1 protein-coding gene (cut by a window edge) is annotated in these 18,695 nt (G+C 76.6%); it reads right to left on the bottom strand.

What is annotated here, in order from left to right; genetic code table 11:
• Nucleotides 1–2 precede the first annotated feature (2 nt).
• Nucleotides 3–18,695, bottom strand: partial view of a lonely Cys domain-containing protein gene (locus tag ACQ9ZG_RS26635; protein WP_499281639.1) — the 3' portion only. It continues 12,576 nt past the right edge of the window; 18,693 of the gene's 31,269 nt are visible here — the last part of the coding sequence; its start codon lies beyond the right edge, outside the window; its stop codon occupies nucleotides 3–5.

Here is an 18,695-nt window from a genome sequence, read left to right as displayed (position 1 = left end):
CTTCATGCGCCCGCCCCGGCCCGTCGGTCCGCGGCCGGGCCGCCGTCGGACGGCGAAGCGGACCCGGTCGCGGTCCCCGGCGCGAAGTGCGGGTTGGGGACGAACGGGCCGGCGGGCTCGCCGTTCAGCATCGGCTGCGCGCCCCGGACGTACCGGCCGGCCACACCACCGGGGAAGAGCACTTCCTCCTGGTCCGGGAAGGGCGAGGCCACGCCGAGGGTGGCGTTCACGTCGATGCCGCCGGGGGCCACGATGTCGTAGCGCCAGCGGTAGCGGCGGAACAGGGCAGGTGCGCCCGCCGGGTTGGCGCGGGCGCTGTCGCGCACGTAGTCCGGGTTGGCCGTCGTACTGGCGAAGACCGACCCCTGAGTCGTGTTGTAGACGTGGTCGATCAGATGCAGCACGGTGCTGCCGTACGGCCTGAGCCCCTCGGCGAAGACCCGGTCGGGCCCGTCCGGGCTGAAGCGGTGGAGCGGGCCGTCGTGGTCGCGCCACAGCGCCTCGGGCAGCGTGCCGTTCGCCAGGGTCCCGGGGTCGGCGGCGACGGTCGCCGGGTCGACGGGCGGAATCGGGCTGACCGTGCCGGTGGTGCGCCATCCGGCCGGGACCTCCATGGCGTCGTAGCCCTCGACGTGCCCGGTCACCGTCCTCAGGCGGGAGGAGGCGACGAGCCCGCGCCCCGGCAGGTACCAGTCCCAGGAGGGGCCGTCGGCGTGGAGCCGGCCGGCCATGTCGGTGACCCGCCCGGCGGACGGGCCCTCGGGCCTGTAGACGCCGCGCAGTCCGAGGGAGGGGATCTCGGCCACGAAGACGTGGTACTCCGCCTCGTCCTGGCCGAAGCCCCACACCCGCTGCCGGCCGTCGTCGACGAGCAGCGGGAACTCCGCCATTGTCTCCGCGAACTCGCGGTCGAACCGGCCGTCCCTCGTGTACGGCCGCGCCTCCGGGGGCGAGGGCCGCGTGTCCTGTGCCGTGGCGCCGGGGGCCGCGGGTCCGGATCGGCCGTCCGCCGCAGGGGCCGACGCCCGCTCCCGCCCGGCCGGTGCGGGCCCGTCGCCGCCCCGCGCCGCACGGGACCGGGGGGCCGGGACCGGGCGCTGCGCCTCATCGGCCGAGACCGGGCGCCCCGGGCGGGTCCGCTGCCAGGGGGTGGCGCCCGGCCCGGTGCCGTCGGCCGACGGGTGCAGGGTGAGCACCGGGTCGCCGCTGTCATCGGTGCCGGAGAGATCCACCGGGAACTCCGTCCACCACACGGTCCGGCCCAGCCTCCGGGCGACGTACCCGGCGAGCGCGGCCGGGTCGGACACCGGGTCCGGGAAGGCCAGGAGCACCGGCTCGGTCAGCTCCTCGCGGGACAGCACCGGGTCGGCGGCGAGGAGTTCGGCGAACTCACCGGCCGTCGTGGCGTACGTGTCGCCGCCCCAGGCCACCTCGATCAGGTCCGGGTCGTCCGCGTCGGCCCCGGCCCGCACCAGATACGGGACGGGCTCGGCCTTGCCGGTCGGCCCCTTGGCCCAGGGCGCGTCCGCGAGTCCGGCCGGGGTGCGGAACCGGGTCAGGTCCACGTCGGCAGGCTGCCCGTCGGTGTAGTCGCGGCCGGTGCCGTCCTCGGTGCCCTGGACCGTGTCCAGTGCGGTGTCCTCGTACGCGCCCGCCTCCTGGAGGGCGTAGGCCGCCGCGACATCGGTGACGGCCGCGTCCCGGCCCGCCGCGAAGGCCCGGGTGAGGATGTCGAGCGCCTCGGCGCGGCGGGCGTGGGCGAAGCCCGTACCGGAATCCCGGTGGAGGACCCGGTCGCTGAACTCCTCGGCGTCCGGGCCGGTTTCCGGCAGTGTCTCCAGGGCCTTGACCCGGGCCCAGAAGATCCGGGACAGCTCCGCCTCGCCGACCTCGTCGGTGCGGACGCGCAGGGCCGCTGCGGCCTCGTCCTCGGCGGTGCCCTGGGCGAGCCACTGCGCGGCCTCCTCCACGGCGGGCAGCTCGACGAAGGCGATGAGCCCGTCGCCCGGGTAGCGGCGCCAGTGCTCCGCGGCCTCGGCCAGCACCCGCCGGGTGGCCGCTCCGTCCGCCCCGGCGGCGGCCTCCGGGTGCGCGGCGATCACCCGGTGGAACAGGTCCAGCGTGAACGGTCCGGCGTCGGCGAAGTCGTTGTCGCTGCGCCACATCTGGTCGATCGCGGCGGCGCCGCGCAGCAGCTCGGGGTAGCCGGGGTCGTCGTCGATGTCGTGGCCGAGGGTGAAGCGCAGGGCGCGGACCAGGCGCAGCGTCGCCGTACGCATCTCGTCGGTCACCTCGGCGTCGCCGGGGCTGATTCCGGCGGCCTCGGCCAGCCGGTCGAGTCCGTCGTCGTCGGGTTCGGGGCCGGCCAGGGCCCAGGCGTGGCGGCGGCCCCGGGCGTCGGTGAACAGGGTGCGCTGGTACTGGCCGTTGGCCGAGCGGGTGCCCTGCGAGCTGTAGGCCAGACGTACGGCGCGCCCGGTGGCGTTGGCCACGTGCTGGCCCATGGAGACGGTGGCCAGGGGGTCCGCGACGAAGGGGCCGTCGTAGGCGTCGGAGGCGGCGCTCGGCCGGGGTACGGCGCTGTCGCGGGGCGCACCGCTCCAGCAGACGACGAGGTCGACCCAGTGGTCCTTCGGCAAGGTGGTCAGGCTCTTGCGGCGGCGCAGCCACGGTCCGGCCTCCCGCTCGTCGATGTCGCGGGTGCTGCCGTCGCTCATGGCCAGGATCAGCGCGCCGGGGCGGCCGTGCATGTCCAGCCGGTACGCCCGGTCCTCGGGGCCCGGCCGGGGCAGGTCGTACGCGCCGGAGAGCCGGTCGGTGGCCGGGTCGTCGTGGACGAAGGTCCCCATCCGGTCCAGGTGGCGGTCGTCCTCCTCGAAGTCCTCGGCGAACTCGGCCGGATGGTGGGAGGCCCGCCCGATCTGGCGGCCGGTGAGCGCGCTGACGAGCGCCCGGCTGACCACCTCGTGGTGCCAGGCGGGCACGTCGTCGTCCGGGTCCGGCCCGAGCCCGGGGTCGCTGGCGATCCAGTCGCCGCGGGGGGTCTTCGGGGTGCGGACGACGTCGATGGTGGCGGCTTCGCCGGGCGCGGACTCGACGGTGACCCGGCCGCTGTGCGCCCACACCGTGCGGCCGATGCGGTCGGCCAGCCTGCGGGGGAGGTCGAGCAGGCCGTCGGCGGCGAACGGTACGGCGAGGACGACGGGGGTGTCCGCGGGCAGGGCCTCGCGGGCCAGGTCCGCCGCGACCAGCTCGGTGAACTCCTCGATGTCCAGGTCCCGTACGGTGCCGTCGGGCAGCCGTGCCGCCACCCGGTCGCGCCCGCCGTCGGCGGCCACCACATAGGGGGTCCGCCCGGCCGGCCACGGGGTGGGTGAGGAGCTGACGACGTCGTAGCCGCCTGCGGGATCGGCCTCCAGCAGGTCGCTCCGGGTGGTGTCGAGCGCGGTGGCCTCGCCGCTCCCCCAGTTGAGCCCGGGTACGCGGCCGCCGCCCACGGTGAAGTGGCGGTCGCGGTCCGGTGCGGTCACGCCCAGCTCGGAGAGGTGGTACGCGGCCAGGGCGGCGAAGCCGGTGGCCCGCCCGGCCGCCGAGGCCCGGCCCACCAGTCCGAACAGCTCGGTCCTGGTGTCCGGTCCGACCGGGTCCGCCGGGTCCAGGCGCAGGACGCGGCGGGCGATGGCGTCCACGTCGAGCGGCCCGGTCCGGAGCGCGCGGTCACGGCGGCGCAGGGTGTCGAGCTTCTGCACCGCCACCGCGTCCGGCTGCTGGTGGAGCGCGATGACCGCCTGGCGGCCCAGCTCGGCCCGGGTGACCCCGGCGAGGGCGCCGGTGCCGACCCAGTCGGCGGGCACCCGGGCCATGGCCCGTACGACGACGCCGAAGTCGTCGGCGGTCAGGCGGGGCGCCCCGGCGGGCAACCCCTGCTGGAGCCGGTCCAGTTCGGCCGTCAGCAGCCGGGTGAACCGCTGGCGAGCGGTGGTGGCCCGCCGCCGTCCGAACGAGCCGCCGGGCGCCCGGTCGGGGGCGGACACCGCTCCGTAGCCGGTGACTTCGACACGGGGCAGGGACGCGCCCGCCCGGTGGTTGCGCAGCCCGGTGGCGGCCACCTGGGCGGCGAGCACCTCCAGGGTCCGCTCCCCCTCGGCCGAGGGGCTGGTCGCGTCCCTCCCGTACGCCACCAGGGTCCGGGACGGCAGGGGCTGCGGGGGGCGCACCGGGGCGGGGGCCACGGGAGGGGCGGTGGCGGGCAGGGAGGTGGGCTCCACCCCCTCCATCGGGTCGCCGAGGGAGCTGCGGGCGTGGCGGGCTTCTCGGGCATCGCGGGCTTCATGGGCGTCGCGGGGCGGGTTGTCGGTGGACAGGACGTCCACGGGCGCGGTGGCTTCCTGCCCAGTGGTTTCCTGCCCGGTGGCCTCCTGCCGGGTGGTTTCCGGTCCTGTGGTCTCCTGCCCGGTGGCTTGCTGCCCGGTGGTCGTCGCTTCCGCCGGTGCGGGGCCTTGACGGGCCGGGTCCGGAAGGGCCGGGTCCTGCGCGGCGTGCGGCTCCGCCGTGGGGTTGTTGTTGACGGCCGGGGTCGCCGCGCCGGGGCCGGGGGCCGGGGTGGCGGGAACCTGCGGGCCGCCGACGGCAGGGGCGGTGGCGGGGGCCGTGTACCGCCAGTCCGTGGCGGTGGGCTGGGACAGGGTGGAGAGGTCGGGTGCGAGCACGGGGAGCTCGCCCTCGGCGGCGTCCGGGGCGGACAGTTCGACCGGGGAGGTGCTCCACCACACCGGTCGGCCCAGCCTGCGGGCGACGGTCTCGGCCAGCACCGGGTCGGGGCCGCTGAGCCCGTCGAGCAGCAGCAGGACCGGCGTCGTGGCGGTACCGGCGCCCAAGGCGGTGTCGGCGGCCAGCAGTTCGGCGAACTCGGCGGCCGAGAGCCGGTGGGAGGTACCGCCCGTGGTCAGCTGGACGTGGCTGCTGTCCTCCAGGTCCACCGAGGCCCGTACGGCGTAGGGCACCGGCCGGCTCTGCCCGCCCGCGTCCACTCCGGCCCACGGCGCGTCCACCGTCGTGTCCGCGACCCGGAAGGCGTCGAGCCGGGGCAGCAGGGTCGGCTTGTCGCGCCAGTCCCGGCCGGACCCGAACGCCGTGCCCGCCATGGTGAGCAGCGCGGGTGCGGTGAGGGCACCGGCCGCCTCGGCCGCGTAGGCGCCCGTCACCTCGGGGTCGGTCATGTTCCGGCCTGCCGCGAAACCCCGGGTGAGCAGGTCGCGGGCGGCCGCGCGCCCGGCGTCGTCCGGCGCGGTGTCCGGGTCGAGGCGCAGGGCCCGTACGGTCAGGGCGTCGGCGGCCGGGCCGAGCAGGGTCTCCTCGGCGCGGACCCGCGCCCAGAACATGCGGGTGCGGTGCGCGGGCGCGTCGGCCGGGTCGGTGAGGCCCAGCGCCTGGACGGCAGCAGCGTCGACCGCCGCCGGGTCGGAGAGCCAGTCCACCGCCGTACGGAGGCCGGGGAGGGCGACGAAGCCGCTGACGGGCAGGGTGCCGCCGGAGTCCCGCCAGGCCTCGGCCGCTTCCGCCAGCACCTGGCGGACGGCGGCCGGGTCCGTCCCGCCGGGGGCGAGGGGGTGTGCGGCGACCACCTGGCTCAGCGACTGCGGCCAGAGGGGGCCGGTCCGTCCGAGGTCCGGGTCGGCGGCCCACATCCCGGCGACCGCCACGGCTCCGGCGACCAAGTCGGGGAAGTCGGCGTCGAGCACCACGTCGGGGCCCATGACCACCTTCAACGCCCTGACAGCGCGCAGGACTTCGGAGCGTGTCTGCGGGGACGGCGTGACACCGGGCTCCGCTTGGGCGGCCAGGCGGTCCAACTCGGCCTCGTCCGGCTCCGGGTGGCTGGTCTCCCACCACCAGGGGCGGCCCTGGGCGTCGGTGGCCAGCACCCTCATCGGACCGTCGCCGAAGTGGTTGACGCCCTGGGAGGAGTAGGAGAGCCGGGTCGTGCGCCGGAGCTGGTTGGCCAGGTGCTGGCCGAGGGAGAGGGCGTCCTCGCCCAGCGGGTCGGCGGTGAACGGCACGGGCAGCGGGCCGGAGAGCTGCGCGACGTCCTGGGCGGACCCCTGCGCCGGGGCTCCGGAGTGGCAGATGACCAGGTCGACCCAGTGGTCCTTCGGCAGGCTCGACAGGCTCTTGCGGCGGCGCAGCCACCCGGCCGCCTCGTGCCGGTCGACGGCCCGGTCGCTGCCGTCGGACAGCGGCAGGGAGAGCCCGCCCGGCAACCCGTGGCCCGCCAGCCGGTAGGCCTTGTCGGCCGGGCCTGGATCGCGCATCGGCAGCTTGCCGGAGTACGCGTTCGTCGCGGCGTCCCAGTGGACGTAGAAGGACATCCGGTCCAGGTCGCCGTAGGTCTCGCGCGGTCCGACGAGTTCGGCCGGGTGGTGGAAGCTCCGTCCGATCTGCTCCCCGGTCCGCGAGCTGACGATCGGCTGGGTGAGGACGTCGCGGTGCCAGGCCGGGACGTCGTCGTCGGGGTCGGGCGCCAGGCCGGGCCGGACCGGGAGCCAGGTGCCGTCCGGCAGGCCGTCCCGGTGCAGCACGCCGATGGTGCTCGTGGCGGCCGGGTCGGGGTTGCGCTGGGCCAGGCCGGTGTGGACCCAGACGGTGCGGCCGGTGCGCTCGGCGAGTCTGCGCGGCAGGTCCAGGTAGCGGTCGCCCGCCGAGGGCACGGCGAGCACGATCGGAGCCCGTTCCGGCAGCGGATGGCGGGTCAGGTCGGCGGCGACGACCTCGGCGAACTCGTCGGCGTCCAGCTCCCAGGTGGTGCCGTCGGGCAGCAGCGCCGTGACCCGGTCGTGGCCGCCGTCCGCCAGCACCGGGTAGGGGGCCTGGTCCCACGGCCACGGCGAGAGCGCCGACTCCCCCGTGCGGACGGGGGTGCCCGCCGGTCCCGTGGTGAGCCGGTCGACGAGCATCGTGTCCGTCTCGGCGGTCTGCGGGCCGGTCCAGTTGAGGCCCGGCACCCGGGTGCCGCCGCTCGTGACGTACCGGGCGCGGTCGTCACCGAGCAGCCCCTGCTCCTCCAGGTGGAACGCGGTGAGCGCGGCCAGGCTGGTGGCCCGGCCGGCGGCGACGGCCCGGCCGGTCAGCTCGTACAGGTCGCGCCGCGTCTCGGGGTCGACGAGGACGGCGGGTCCGAGGTGCCAGATGCGTCGGGCGACGGCGGCCACGTCCAGGGGCCCCTGGCGCAGCGCCGGATCGGTGCGGCGGAGCGCGTCCAGGGCGTCCAGGGCGGCCGCGTGGCGCGGCGAGACGATGCCCACGGTGGCCTGGCGGCCCAGCGCGTCCCGGTCGATCCGCTCGGCCGGGGCCACGGTGACGCCCTGGCCCGGCACCCGGGTGCGGCCCCGGGCGGTGATGGTGAAGTCCCGCACCCTCAGGGGTACGGCTCCGGCGGGCAGGCCCGCCTGGAGGGTCTGCAAGGCGTGGTCGAGCGCCCGGACGAACAGCTCCCCGGCGGCCCGCGCCCGCTCCTCGCCCCGGGTCTGGGCGGCCTGGTCCCGGTCGCGCGCGGTGCCCGTCCCACGCGCGTCGGCGCCGTATCCGGCGATGTCGACCTTGGGCAGGGGCACCCGGTTGCGCCGGTTGCGCAGCGCGGTCCGGGCGACCCGGTGGGCCAGCCGCTCGATGGTGCGCGCGGAGCCGTCGGCGGGGGCGGTGGCGCCGGGCTCGAAGGGTACGAGGGTGAGCGGCGGCAGTGTGGTGAGCGGCCGGGCGGGCGGGGCGGCGGGCACGGCGTACACCGGCTGCCCGCCGGACGTGCCGGGGCCGACCGGGACGGGGACGGAGGGGCCCGCTCCGGGCTGGTCGGTGGCGGGCTGGCCGAAGCCGGGATCGAAGCCGAGGCCGAAGCCGGGGTCGGCGTCGAAGCCGGTGCCGAAGCCGGAGAGATCACCCAGGTCGCCCAAGGCGGTCAGGTCCCCCAGGTCGCCCAAGTCCCCCAGGGCTTCGAGATCGAGGCTGTCCAGGGCGGAGGGGAAGCCGACGGTGAGGTCGAGGCCTCCCAGGTCCAGATCCAGGTCCATGCCCGTACCGAGGTCCATGCCCGTACCGGAGCCCGTCACCTGGCCCGTGCCCGGCTCCCCGTCCAGGTCCATGGCCGTGCCCAAGCCGAGGTCGGGGTCGGAGTCGGCGGACCGGCCATGGGCGTCGGCCGGTTCCCGGTCCGGCATGTCCAGGTCGGGGAGGTCTCCCCCGCGCCCGGACTGGAGCGCGGGAGGCTCCTGTGCGGACGTGGGGCCGTCCGCCGCCACGGTCCAGCGCGGGGCCAGGCCGAGTTCCGTCCGCAGGGAGTCGGCCAGCTCGGCGGCGGACGCCCGTACGTCCCCGCTGCCCGGCTCCGCCCCCAGCAGATGGCCGGCGACCCGGCGCACCGCGTCACGGAAGCCGTCCCCCGCGTACCGGGCGTCGGCGAGGACCGGGTGCGGCTGGGGCGGCAGCACCAGGGCGACGGCGGCCGACCAGGCGCGGGCGGTCTCCGTCTCGTCCCGGCCCTCGGGGGCTGCGTCCCCGACCTCGGCGTAGGCCGCGTCCCAGAGCCGGCGCGTCACCGCGGCGGCGAGCGCGTGCGCCGTCCCGTCGGTGTCGCCGGGGCGGGTGAGCCGTACCCGCCCGAGGTCCGGCGCGCCGAGCCTGCTTGCGGGAAGCCGGTCACCGAGGAGGGCCATCTCGGCGTGCAGTCCCGGGGAGAGGGTGATGCCCGCCGCGCGCAGGTCGGCCGTGGTCACCGTCTCCCCGCCGTCCGGGTCCTCCGGTGCGGGCGGCAGGTCGGCCTCGGTGAGCCGGTCCGCGAGCCATCGCCGCAGCTCGGCGTCCAGGGGGACTGCGGGGGCCGGTTCGCCTGGCGTCGGAGGCAGTTGGCCCGCCGTGAGGTCCGATTCGCCCAGGCCGGGGGCCGGTTCACCGGGCGAGAAGGCGGATTCGCCCGGCGAGGACGCCGATTCGCCCGACGCAAGGGCCAGTTCACCGGGCGTGTGGTCCGACGCGCTCACCGCAAGGGCGGGCACCTCGGTGGTCCGGGCGTCGGCCAGCGCCTCCGGAGGCACTCCGAGCGCCCACAGCCGCTCCTCGGCCCGCTCCATCTGCCGCCGCGCGGCCTCGGCTTCGGGCCCGGTGCCGGTCCGGCCCTCCGGCCCGGAGGCGTGGGCAGCCGCGGCGAGCGCGCTCCGCGCGCGGTCGTGGGCGGCCCATGCGTCGGCGGTCTCCGCGTCGGCCTTCTCCGCCTTGGCCGTCTCCGCGTCGGCCTTCTCCGCGTCGGCGGGAGGGGCGGCGGGTTCCGTCGGCGCACCGGGCGGGCCGGCGGCCGGCTCCTGGGTGAGCGGGATGCGCAGCGCGGTGCCGTCGCCGTACTCCGGGACGCCGTACTCCGGGATCAGGTGCAGGGACGAGGGGTCGGCCGTGATCCGGTACGGGGCGGCGTCCGGGTCGAGTGCGGTGAGTGCCGGTACGAGGGTGTCGAGGTTGGCCACCCGGCCGAGCCAGCCGCTGTCGCCGCGCAGCAGCGCTCCGGTCCCGGGGTGGACGAAGTCGTCGCCGAACCTCGTCCAGCCGGTGGGCGGGATCTCCTGCCCGTCGGGCAGCCGCAGGTGGCCGGTGTCGGCGACCTCGTAACGCAGCGGCTCCGCCCGGGACTCGGTGGTGCGGGTGTAGGAGAACCAGCGGCTCGGGCGCGGTTCGGGGGCCTTGCCCTTCCCGCCGGCCGGGGCGTCGTCGGACATGCCGGCCGACGGGCCGTCGTCGGTCGTCCCGGTCGGCGGAAGGGCCGGGGCCGGGGGCAGGCCGCCGAAGCGGGGGCGCATCAGGGTGACCGGCCGACCGATCGGCCACTGTTCGGCCAGGGGGTCGCGGCCGTCGTCGGGGGAACCGCCGCGCAGGCCGCGGAGGGCGACCTTCCGGGGACCGCCGCGCCCGTCGTCGACGGTGAGTTCCACGGTCTCGGCCCGGGGGTCGGTCTTCTCGACGCGTTCGGACGCGGCCTCGACGGCGAAGAGGTCGGCGGTCAGGTGCGGTCCGGGGGTGCCGTCCTGGAGGGTCCGGAGCGCGGCGGCCAGCTCCTGCCGGAAGGTGGCGGCGACGTTGCCGGCGCGGGCCCGGCCGACGTCGCGGCCCAGCCGGGAGGTCCGGCCGCCGACCAGGTGGACCTGCGGCAGCGGCAGGTGGTTGGCGGTGTTCCACAGTCCGGTCCGGGCGACCCGGGCGGCGACGTGGCGGATCGCGTTGAGCGCGCTGTCGGGCGTCCGCTCGGCGCCGGGCTCGAAGTACAGGGTCTGCGTCCGCTCCTCCTGGCCGTGCAGGACGACCACGGTGAGCGGGTTGGCCTCGGCCGCGCCTTCCTCCAGAAGGCTGGCGTTGACGTCGTGGGCCGATTCGCCGGGGCGACGGGTGAACATCCGCATGTACCAGAGCCGCTTGCCGGGGACGGTCGACTCCAGGCGTTCCAGGTGCCGGGAGGCGGCGGTGACGACGCCCTTGAACGAGCGCTGCGCCGCCGCCCGTTCGGGTGAGCCGGGCGAGGTGGCCAGCACCTCCTGCCGGGCCAGCGTCGCCCGGGTCAGAAGGATCGTCAGGTCGAGGTGGCCGCGTACCTCCTTGATGGCCCCGTCGTCACCGCTGCCCTCCAGCCTGGCCAGCTCCCGGCGCAGGGCGTCGGCCCGGCCGCGCAGGCCGTCCAGGCCGGCGGCCTCGATGTTGGCGCGCACCAGGTCGCGCAGCCGCTCCTCGCGGGCGGCGGCGCGGGCGTGGTTCTCCAGGGAGACCTGGTGGGTGCCGTCCTCGCTGGCGAGGACGACGGTGATGAAGTGGTAGCCGAAGTAGGACTCGTCGGACTCCGTCGAGGGCTTGGCGTAGTTGGTCTCCAGGCTCGGGCCGTCCTCGCCGGGCGCCGCGACGGACTGGACGAGGTAGCCCTCGCCGACGTCGGCCCAGGCGAACTCGTTGACGCCGATCCTGCGGGCGGCCTCCGTCAGGGCGATGCGCCGGGGGTCGTGGGGCCGCTCCAGGCTGAGCGCGCTGCCGTACGCGGCGGCGGGCAGCGGTCCGGTGCCGTCCCCTCCGGTGGGCCGGTCGTCGCGGCGCACGAGTGCGGCGGCCCAGTCGGGGTCGGCGGAGCCGGGCCGATGGATGCCGTCGGCGACCTCGCCGAGCGCCTCGGCCAGGTGGTGCGTGCCGGTGACCTCGGCCCCGTCGGAGGCGTTGGCGGGCGCGGTGACCGTGGATCCGCCCGCCGGATCCCGGAAGACCAGGTGGGAGGCGCGGCCGTCGCCCGCGAGCATGATGGCGAAGTCCCGGCAGACCTCTTCGGTGGATTCACCGGCCCGGTTGGTGAAGACCGGGGTCACCCGGAACAGCCGGTTGCCGCCCCCGTCCGGGGTGGGGAGCACGATGCTCCGCTCCGCGTCGATCCCCAGCCGGACCGCCAGCCCCGCGCGGGTCAGCTTGACGTTGGAGTCGTCCACGGCCTTCCGCGTGGCGTAGACCTGCTGGCTGCCGTACTCGTTCTGGACGGCGAGCGTGCGGTCGGCGGAGATCCGGACGGCCGGGTGGCCGTCCGCCCGCTCCACGTCCCAGGTCTGGGTGGCGAGCAGGAGGCTGGGCGCGTCGGGGTCCGCGGCGAGGGACCGGGGGGCGGTCGGGGTGTTCTCCAGGTCGCCGGGGTTGCGGAACAGTTCGCCGTCCCCGTGGCCGTCCACGAAGCCGTACTCACGCGTGGTCAGCTGGTGGGGGCGGCGGGCGTCGATGTCGGAGGCGGTCGTGTCCGGGACGGTCCCGTCCGAGGTTCGCGGGTCCGCCGCGGGAGCGCCGGTGGCCCGTCCGCCGGGCACGGGGTCCTGTCCCGGCCGCAGCGACGTCCAGGTGTGTGCCCCGCCGCCGGGGGCCGGGCCGGTCATGAGGCGCTCGGCTCCGCTGCGCCAGTCGGTGGCCACCTTCAGGTCCTGCTCGGAGTACCAGACCCGGCTGCCGGTGAGGTCCGCCACCTGGTTGGCGACCGTCTCGATGTCGCCGTGGGCGAAGGCCAGGACGATGTCGTCGCCGGGGGTCCGGTGCGGGTCGCGGGCGATGAGCCGGGCCAGCTCGGCGGTGTCGTCGATCCGCAGCGTGCCGTCCGGGGTGTGCAGGTGGACGGCGGTCCCGGTGGACTGGGCCAGGACGACGTAGGAGTCGGTCCAGGGGCTGGGCCAGACGGTGAACGTGCCGTCCGCGTCCTGGACGGCGTAGCTGTCGAGCGGGGGCGTCTGTCCGCCGGTGCCGGTCCAGTCGCGTCCGGTGGTTCCGTCGGTGTCGATCCTGGTCCGGTCGTCGAGGGCGGCGTCCTGGTACGTCAGGAGGTCCGTCAGCGTGTCCGGGTCGGTCAGCGCGTCGAGGGGGGCGCTGAGCGCCAGGGAGCCCAGCAGCATCAGGTCCCGGGCCCCGACCGGGTCCTGGTCGCCCAGGCCGAGGACCTGCCGGGTCAGCTCGCGGAGGCCTGCCAGGACGTCGGTCGCGACCGCGTCGGCCGGGGTGTCGCGGTGGGCGAGGTCGCGCACGGCGCGGGCGGTGTCGAGCAGCGCCTCCGTCTCGTACTCCGCGCGGGCGGCCGGGCCGAAGAGCAGCCCGGCCCAGTTCCGCGGGTCGTCCGCCGGGTCGCTGTCGGCGCTCTCGCTGTCGCTGTCGCTCTCGTCGGTGAACCGGAAGCGGGACAGGGCCTCGGCCTCGGCGTTGCCGGCGAGGAGCCGGTCCAGCTCGTCGGTCAGGCCTTCGGGGAACTCGGCCCAGCCGCCGCGGGGGTCGGTGGGCGGCGGGGGCAGCGGGGTACCGGCGTCCGCGTCGGTGACCGGGTGCGGGGCAGGGGTGGCGGGGCCCTGGGGCGGTGCGGGCACGGGAGGGTGCGGCTGGGCGCGGTGGACGCCCTCCGCCCGGTCCCACATCGCGCGGAACCCTTCGTACATCTCGTTCTCGGCGCGGGTGGCCTCGACCGGGTTGGCCGGGCCGGGGCCGTCCTGCTCGGGGGTGGTCCCGAAGAGCCGTTCCAGGAGGGGCAGCAGGTCGGGTTCGTTCTCCCGCACCCAGGCGGGGCCGTTGTTGCGGGGGTGGCCGGTGAGCGGGTCGCGTCCGGAGTTGGTGCCCAGGTAGGCGTTGACGGCCTGGGCGAAGTACTCGAACTCGTCGGTGGAGGAGTAGTTGTCGGCGGGCCGCCCGTCCCGGGCGCTGCGGCGGGGGCCGTCGGGCCACGCCACGTCCGCCGGGTCCCGGCCGTCCGAGGGGTGGAGCTTGGCATGGTAGGCGTCGGTGATCGTCCGGCGGTCGGCTTCGCCGAGCCCGTACCGGTGGATGGCGTGGGCGAACTCGTGGGTGGTGGTGGAGTATCCGTCGGCGTAGCTGCTCGCACCGGGTACGCCGGGGGTCTCGCCGAGCAGGTTCTCCTCGGTGACACCGGTGTTGAGCCGCCCCACGCCCCGTACGGTGTCCCAGGTTCGCCCGGTCGCGGGGAGTTCGCGGCCCGCGAGGTCGCGGAAGGGGCCGAGTGCGGTCAGGGCCTCGTCCTTGGGGACGACCAGGACCCTGGCGCCCTGCTCCAGCAGCCGGGCGGCGACGGCGGGGTCGCGCAGCATGGCCGCGATCCGGGTCCGTGCCTCGTGTCCGGCGGAGACCGGCCGGTCGACGCCGGGGGCCACCTGGACGACCAGCTGGGCGACGGTGTCGGCGAACTCGCGGTCGCTCAGCCTCGGGCGCAGGGACGCCGCCAGGCCCGGCAGCGCGGCCAGTTGCTCGCGCTCGGCCGGTGTCAGGAGCGCGAGGCGCGCCGTGCGCTCGGCGGCGGGCAGCTCCGGCAGCCGGTCGGCCAGCTCCGTGAGCGTGACGGACGGCTCCGTGAGCGTGGCGGACGGCTCCGTACGGGGGCCGGGCGGGGCGGAGTTGAGCGCGGGGGGCTGCTCCGTCCGGGGTGCGGGCGGGGTGGGGTCGGCGGCGGGAGGTGCGGGCAGGGGCGGGTGCTCCCGTACCTCCGGGCCGTTCTCGTCCCGTACCTCCTGGGCGTGTTCGTCGGGGAAGCGCCCGTCGCGGGCGACGTGGCTGCGCAGCTCCTGTTCGGTGAGGGGGTAGACGTTCCAGTAACGGCCCCAGTTGTCCTGGTAGTCGAGCGCCGGGTCGTGGCCGGGCAGGGTGTCCAGCGCCAGCTGGGCCCCGCGCATCACCTCGTGGAAGGAGTGGTGGCCCGCCGAGAGCGACATGGCGAGCATCCCGGCCCGGATCAGTCCGAGGTCCAGGTCGATGCCCCACTGGTCGCGCATCCGGGCGGCGTGGACGAGGAAGCGGTAGGTCGAGCCCGCCGTGCCGGTCAGGACCAGGCCTCCGGTGTCCTCGGAGGTGCCCTGGAAGGCGGAGTCCATGGCGAGGTCGTAGACGGACGAGGCGGGCATCCAGGTGAGCCCGAACTCGTTGACCGCCAGGGCCCGTTCGGCGCGGCTCAGGGGCGGGTGGACGTCGTCGGGGTCCGTGGACAGCGTGTGTTCGGCGGTCGCGCGGGCCAGGGCGGCCTGCTTCTCGGCCGTGGTGAGAGTGTCGTCCAGCCTCAACCGCTCGGCCAGCCGCTCCAGTTCGGTGCGCCCCTCGGCCTGGCGGCGGCTGGGCCGCTCCGCCTCGATCTGCGGATCGGGGTCCTCCCGGCCGCCCAGCAGCTCCGGCACCAGATCGCTGGAGATGCCCTGGAAGAGGAAGGTCACCAGCTCCCGCAGGTTGCCGGTGCGCAGCACCTGCTGGAGGGCGGGCCTGGTGGTGCCGACGGAGCCGGGCAGGCTCGGGTTGTCGCTGCCGAAGGTGGCGAGGGCGCGCGGGTACTGGAGCCGCGCCCGCTCCCAGGCGGCGCGCGCCATCACGCGGAACTGCTCGGTCACCGCCTCGTGTTCGGCGAGGTGGTCGGCCAGCCGCTGCTCGAAGGCGGCGGCCTCCTCGGCGTACCGGATGCGGGCCCGGACCCAGGCGGGGACCGGGGCCCCGCGGTCGGGGCTGGGCGTCCCGGACCGGCGCCCGGGGCGCGGGGTGCCGGAGGCGGTCGTGGGGGCGGCACCGGAGGCGGGCCGGGCGGGCGGGCCCGTGAGGGTGGCGGGGCCGCCGGTGGCCGCCGGAGGCGTGGCGGGGCGGGGGGCCGGGGGGTCGGTGGCGGGCGGGGTGCCCGCGGGAGCGGGGCGGGCCGGTACCGGCGGTGCGGGCTGCCGGTGGTCGTCGATGTCGACGCTCACCACCCGCCCGAGGTCCGGGTCGGTGGCGCGGCGGACCCGGCTGGCCTCCAGGGTGAGCGTGAAGTCGGAGAGCGTGACGTGCCGGCCGGGGGCGCCCTGCTGGAACGTCCGGAGCAGGGCCCCCAGCCGGTCCCCCAGAGCCCTGCCGACCGCCTCTGCCCGCTTGCGGCCGCTGCTCCGGGAGCGGTTGCCGTGTCCGGTGACGGTGACGTCGGGCAGCGGCAGGCCGTTGGCACTGTTCCACAGACCCGTACGGGCCAGTTGCAGGGCGAGGGCGTCCAGGACCGGGTCGGCGCTCTCCGGGAGGGTGTGCTGCTGCTCGGCGAAGCGGATGGTCCGCTGGTCGGGTCGCAGGGTGTGGCCGTGCAGGGCGACGGTGGTCAGCGGGTTGGCGACGGCGGGCGAACGGTCCGTCAGCAGGGCCGCGTTGACGGCGTGGGCGGACTCGCCGGGGCGCTTGCTGTAGGCCCGGAGGAACCACTGGTCCTTGACCGGCCGGACGGACGAGGCGGCGAGCACGGCGTCCCTGGCGCGGCTGCGGGCCCGGTCAACCTCGCCCTGGGCCAGGGCGTGTTCGGGGCGGTCCTCGGTGTAGTGCCACCGCACGTGCTCGGCCTCGTGGACGGCGACCAGGGCGAGGGCGGCCCGGGCCAGGGACTCCAGCCGGGCGGCCTCCGCCGGGTCGGTCCCGTCGCTCCGGGCGGTCTCGGCGCGCCGGCTCATCTCCTGTGCCAGATCGAGGAGCTGGTCCACGTCATGGCGGTCGAGGTTGTCCTCGACGATCGCGTCGAGCTGGTCCGCGGTGATCTCGGCGCGGGTGTGGTTCTCGTTCTCCAGGGTGATCTGGTGGGTGCCGTCCTCGCTGGCCAGCAGGACCTGGGCGAAGTGGTAGGGGGCGTGCGGGCCGACCGGGTCACCGGGCTTGGCGTGGTTGTGGGTGAACAGCTGGGCTCCGCCGTCGGCGGTCGTGCTCACCGACTGGATCAGATAGCCCTCGCCCACCTCGGCCCAGGCGTGCTCGTTGACCCCGGCACGGGCGGCGGCCCGGGTGAGCGGCTCGCGCCGCGCGTTGTCCTGGGTGTGGCTCAGGGCGCGGCCGTACGCCTCGCCCGGGGTGGGCGCGCCGACGACCCCGCCGGTGAAGCGCGGGTCCCGGCCCGCCTGCCGGGCGGCCCAGTCGGGGGTGACGCCTCCCTCGGGGAGGGCGCCGTGGGCGACGGCGGTCAGCGCGTGGGCCAGGTGGTGGGTGCCGGTGACCTCGCGGCTGTGCAGGGCGTTGGCCGGGGCCGTGGCGACGGTGCCGTCCGGGGTGCGGAAGGCGAGGTGCGAGAGCGGCGCACCGTCCGTCCCGGCGACCGCCCGGGCGAAGTCGCGGGTGAAGGCGTGCTCGGAGGTGTTGGACGGGTTGAGGAACCGGGGCTCCACCCGGAACAGCGGCTCGCCGGGCGTGCCGTCCTCCCGCCTGAGGACCACCCGCACCGAGGTGTCGGCCTCCAGCCGGACACCGGCCCCGGCGGCGGCCAGCCGGGCCGAGGAGCGCTCGATCGCCGCCCGGGTGGCGAACATCTGCCGCCCCCGGCCCGTGGTGCCGTCGACGGGGGCGTGCAGCGCGACCGTGCGGTCGGCGGAGATGTGCAGCGGCGGCCGGCCGGTGGCGGGAACGGTGGTCTCGGGCTCGGCCGGCAGGACCAGCGCGGGCCCCTCGGTCCCGTCCGCCGCCCGGACCTCCTCGACGGTCCGGGGGCCGGGCTCGGTGAGCAGCACTCCGGTGCCGCCGGCGTCGAGGACCTCGTAGTCGCGGGTGACCAGGGGGCGGGGTCGCAGGGCGTCGATCCGGTGCTCGAACTGGGCCTGGTCGGCCAGCCGGTCGAACTCCGCGTCGCCGTCGCTGGTGGAGGCGCCGTCGCTGCCGTACTCGCTGCCGCTGTCGTCTCCGCCGTCGTCGCTGTCGCTGCTGAGGTCACGGGCGCCGGGCAGGCCGGGCTCCGCCGTCGAGGAAGGCGCGGCCCAGTCCGGACCGGTCTCCCCGGCCGCCCGGTGCACGACGAGGTGCGGCTCGCCCGTGGTGGGGTGGGTGAGGACCTCCGCCGGCCCCTGCGGGTACCAGGCCGGGCGGCCCGTCGTCCCCACGACGAGATCGGCGACACGGGCGGCGAACGCCGGGGGCAGGGCCAGGACGATGTCCGCGCCGCGCGGCCGCCGCGAGTCGTACGAGATGATCCGGGCCATCTCCACCGGGTCCTGGACCACGAAGGTGCGCCACGGCGTGACGATCTCGACGCCGCCGCCCTCGGCGGCCGTCCCCACGAACAGGTACGGGTTGCGCCACGGCGCGGGCCGCTCCACCGCCCGGCCGGATCGCTCGGCGAGATAGGCCCCGGGGTCCGGCATCCCCCGGCCCTCCCCCGTGAGGTCCCGGCCCGCCGGGGTGCCGTCCTGGCCGCGCAGCAGGGTCTCCTCGGCGAGGGCGTCCCGCCGGGTCTCGATCTGCCGGTCGACGAAGTACAGGGCGAGGTCCTCGGCGCTCGCCAGGTCGTCCGACGAGGCCTCCAGGGCCAGTGCCCCCAGGTCCCGTACGTCCTGGCCGGTCCCGGTCACCCGGGCACCGGCGGGCAGGTGCAGGACCTGCCGGGTGAGGTCGGCCAGCCCGGCACCCGGCGGACGGGTGCCCGCCGCTTCCTCGACCAGGGCGTACAGGGCCTCGGAGGTCTCCTGGAGGCGGACGCGCGGCGCCCTGTGCCACTGGGGCCCGAACACGGTGGACAGCCACGTGGGATCGGCCCAGGGCGGGGTGGCGTCCTCGTCCTCGGAATCGGAGCTGGAATCGTCCTCGGAATCGGAATCGGTGTCCCGATCGGCCTCTGTCCCGGCCTCCGCACCGGGGCCGGTGGGTCCGTGCGGCCGGGGGCCCGCGCCGGACAGGGTGCTGAGTTCGTACGCCTCCTCCTCGCCCTCCGGGCCGGGGCGGTCGCCGTCGGCCGGGGGCGGCGGAAGCGGCGTCTCGGCCACCACGGCCCCCTCCGGAGGCGTGGGCAGGGCCGGAGCGGCGGGCTCCTCGGCCGTCCTCTCCGTCTCCGGTCCGGAGGACGTCCCGGCCGGCGGCGTCGCAGGTACGGGAGCCGGGACCGGAGCCGGGACCGGCACCGGGGCCGGGGCGGGCGTACGCGGGAGCAGCGGTACGAAGTCGCCGCCGCGCCGGCGCAGTCGGAGGACGGGGGCGGCGGAGGCGGGGCCGGGATAGGTGTGGGTGGTCCCGTTCTCCTCGACCAGGACCACGGTGGTGCCGGTCGCCGCGGCCGCCCACTCGGCCACCGTACGGTCGGCTTCCGGACCCCAGGGGGCCTGGGAGAGGTGGCGGCGCAGATTGCTGTCGAGGGCTTCCCGGCTCGGCGCGGGGGCGCCCGGCCGGAGCTTCGGCGGCGGGGGCGAGAACAGCGCGTCGTG

The organism is Streptomyces araujoniae, from assembly GCF_050871195.1.
Classification (GTDB): Bacteria; Actinomycetota; Actinomycetes; order Streptomycetales; family Streptomycetaceae; genus Streptomyces; species Streptomyces bacillaris.
This window is presented reverse-complemented; position numbering and strand designations above follow the sequence as displayed.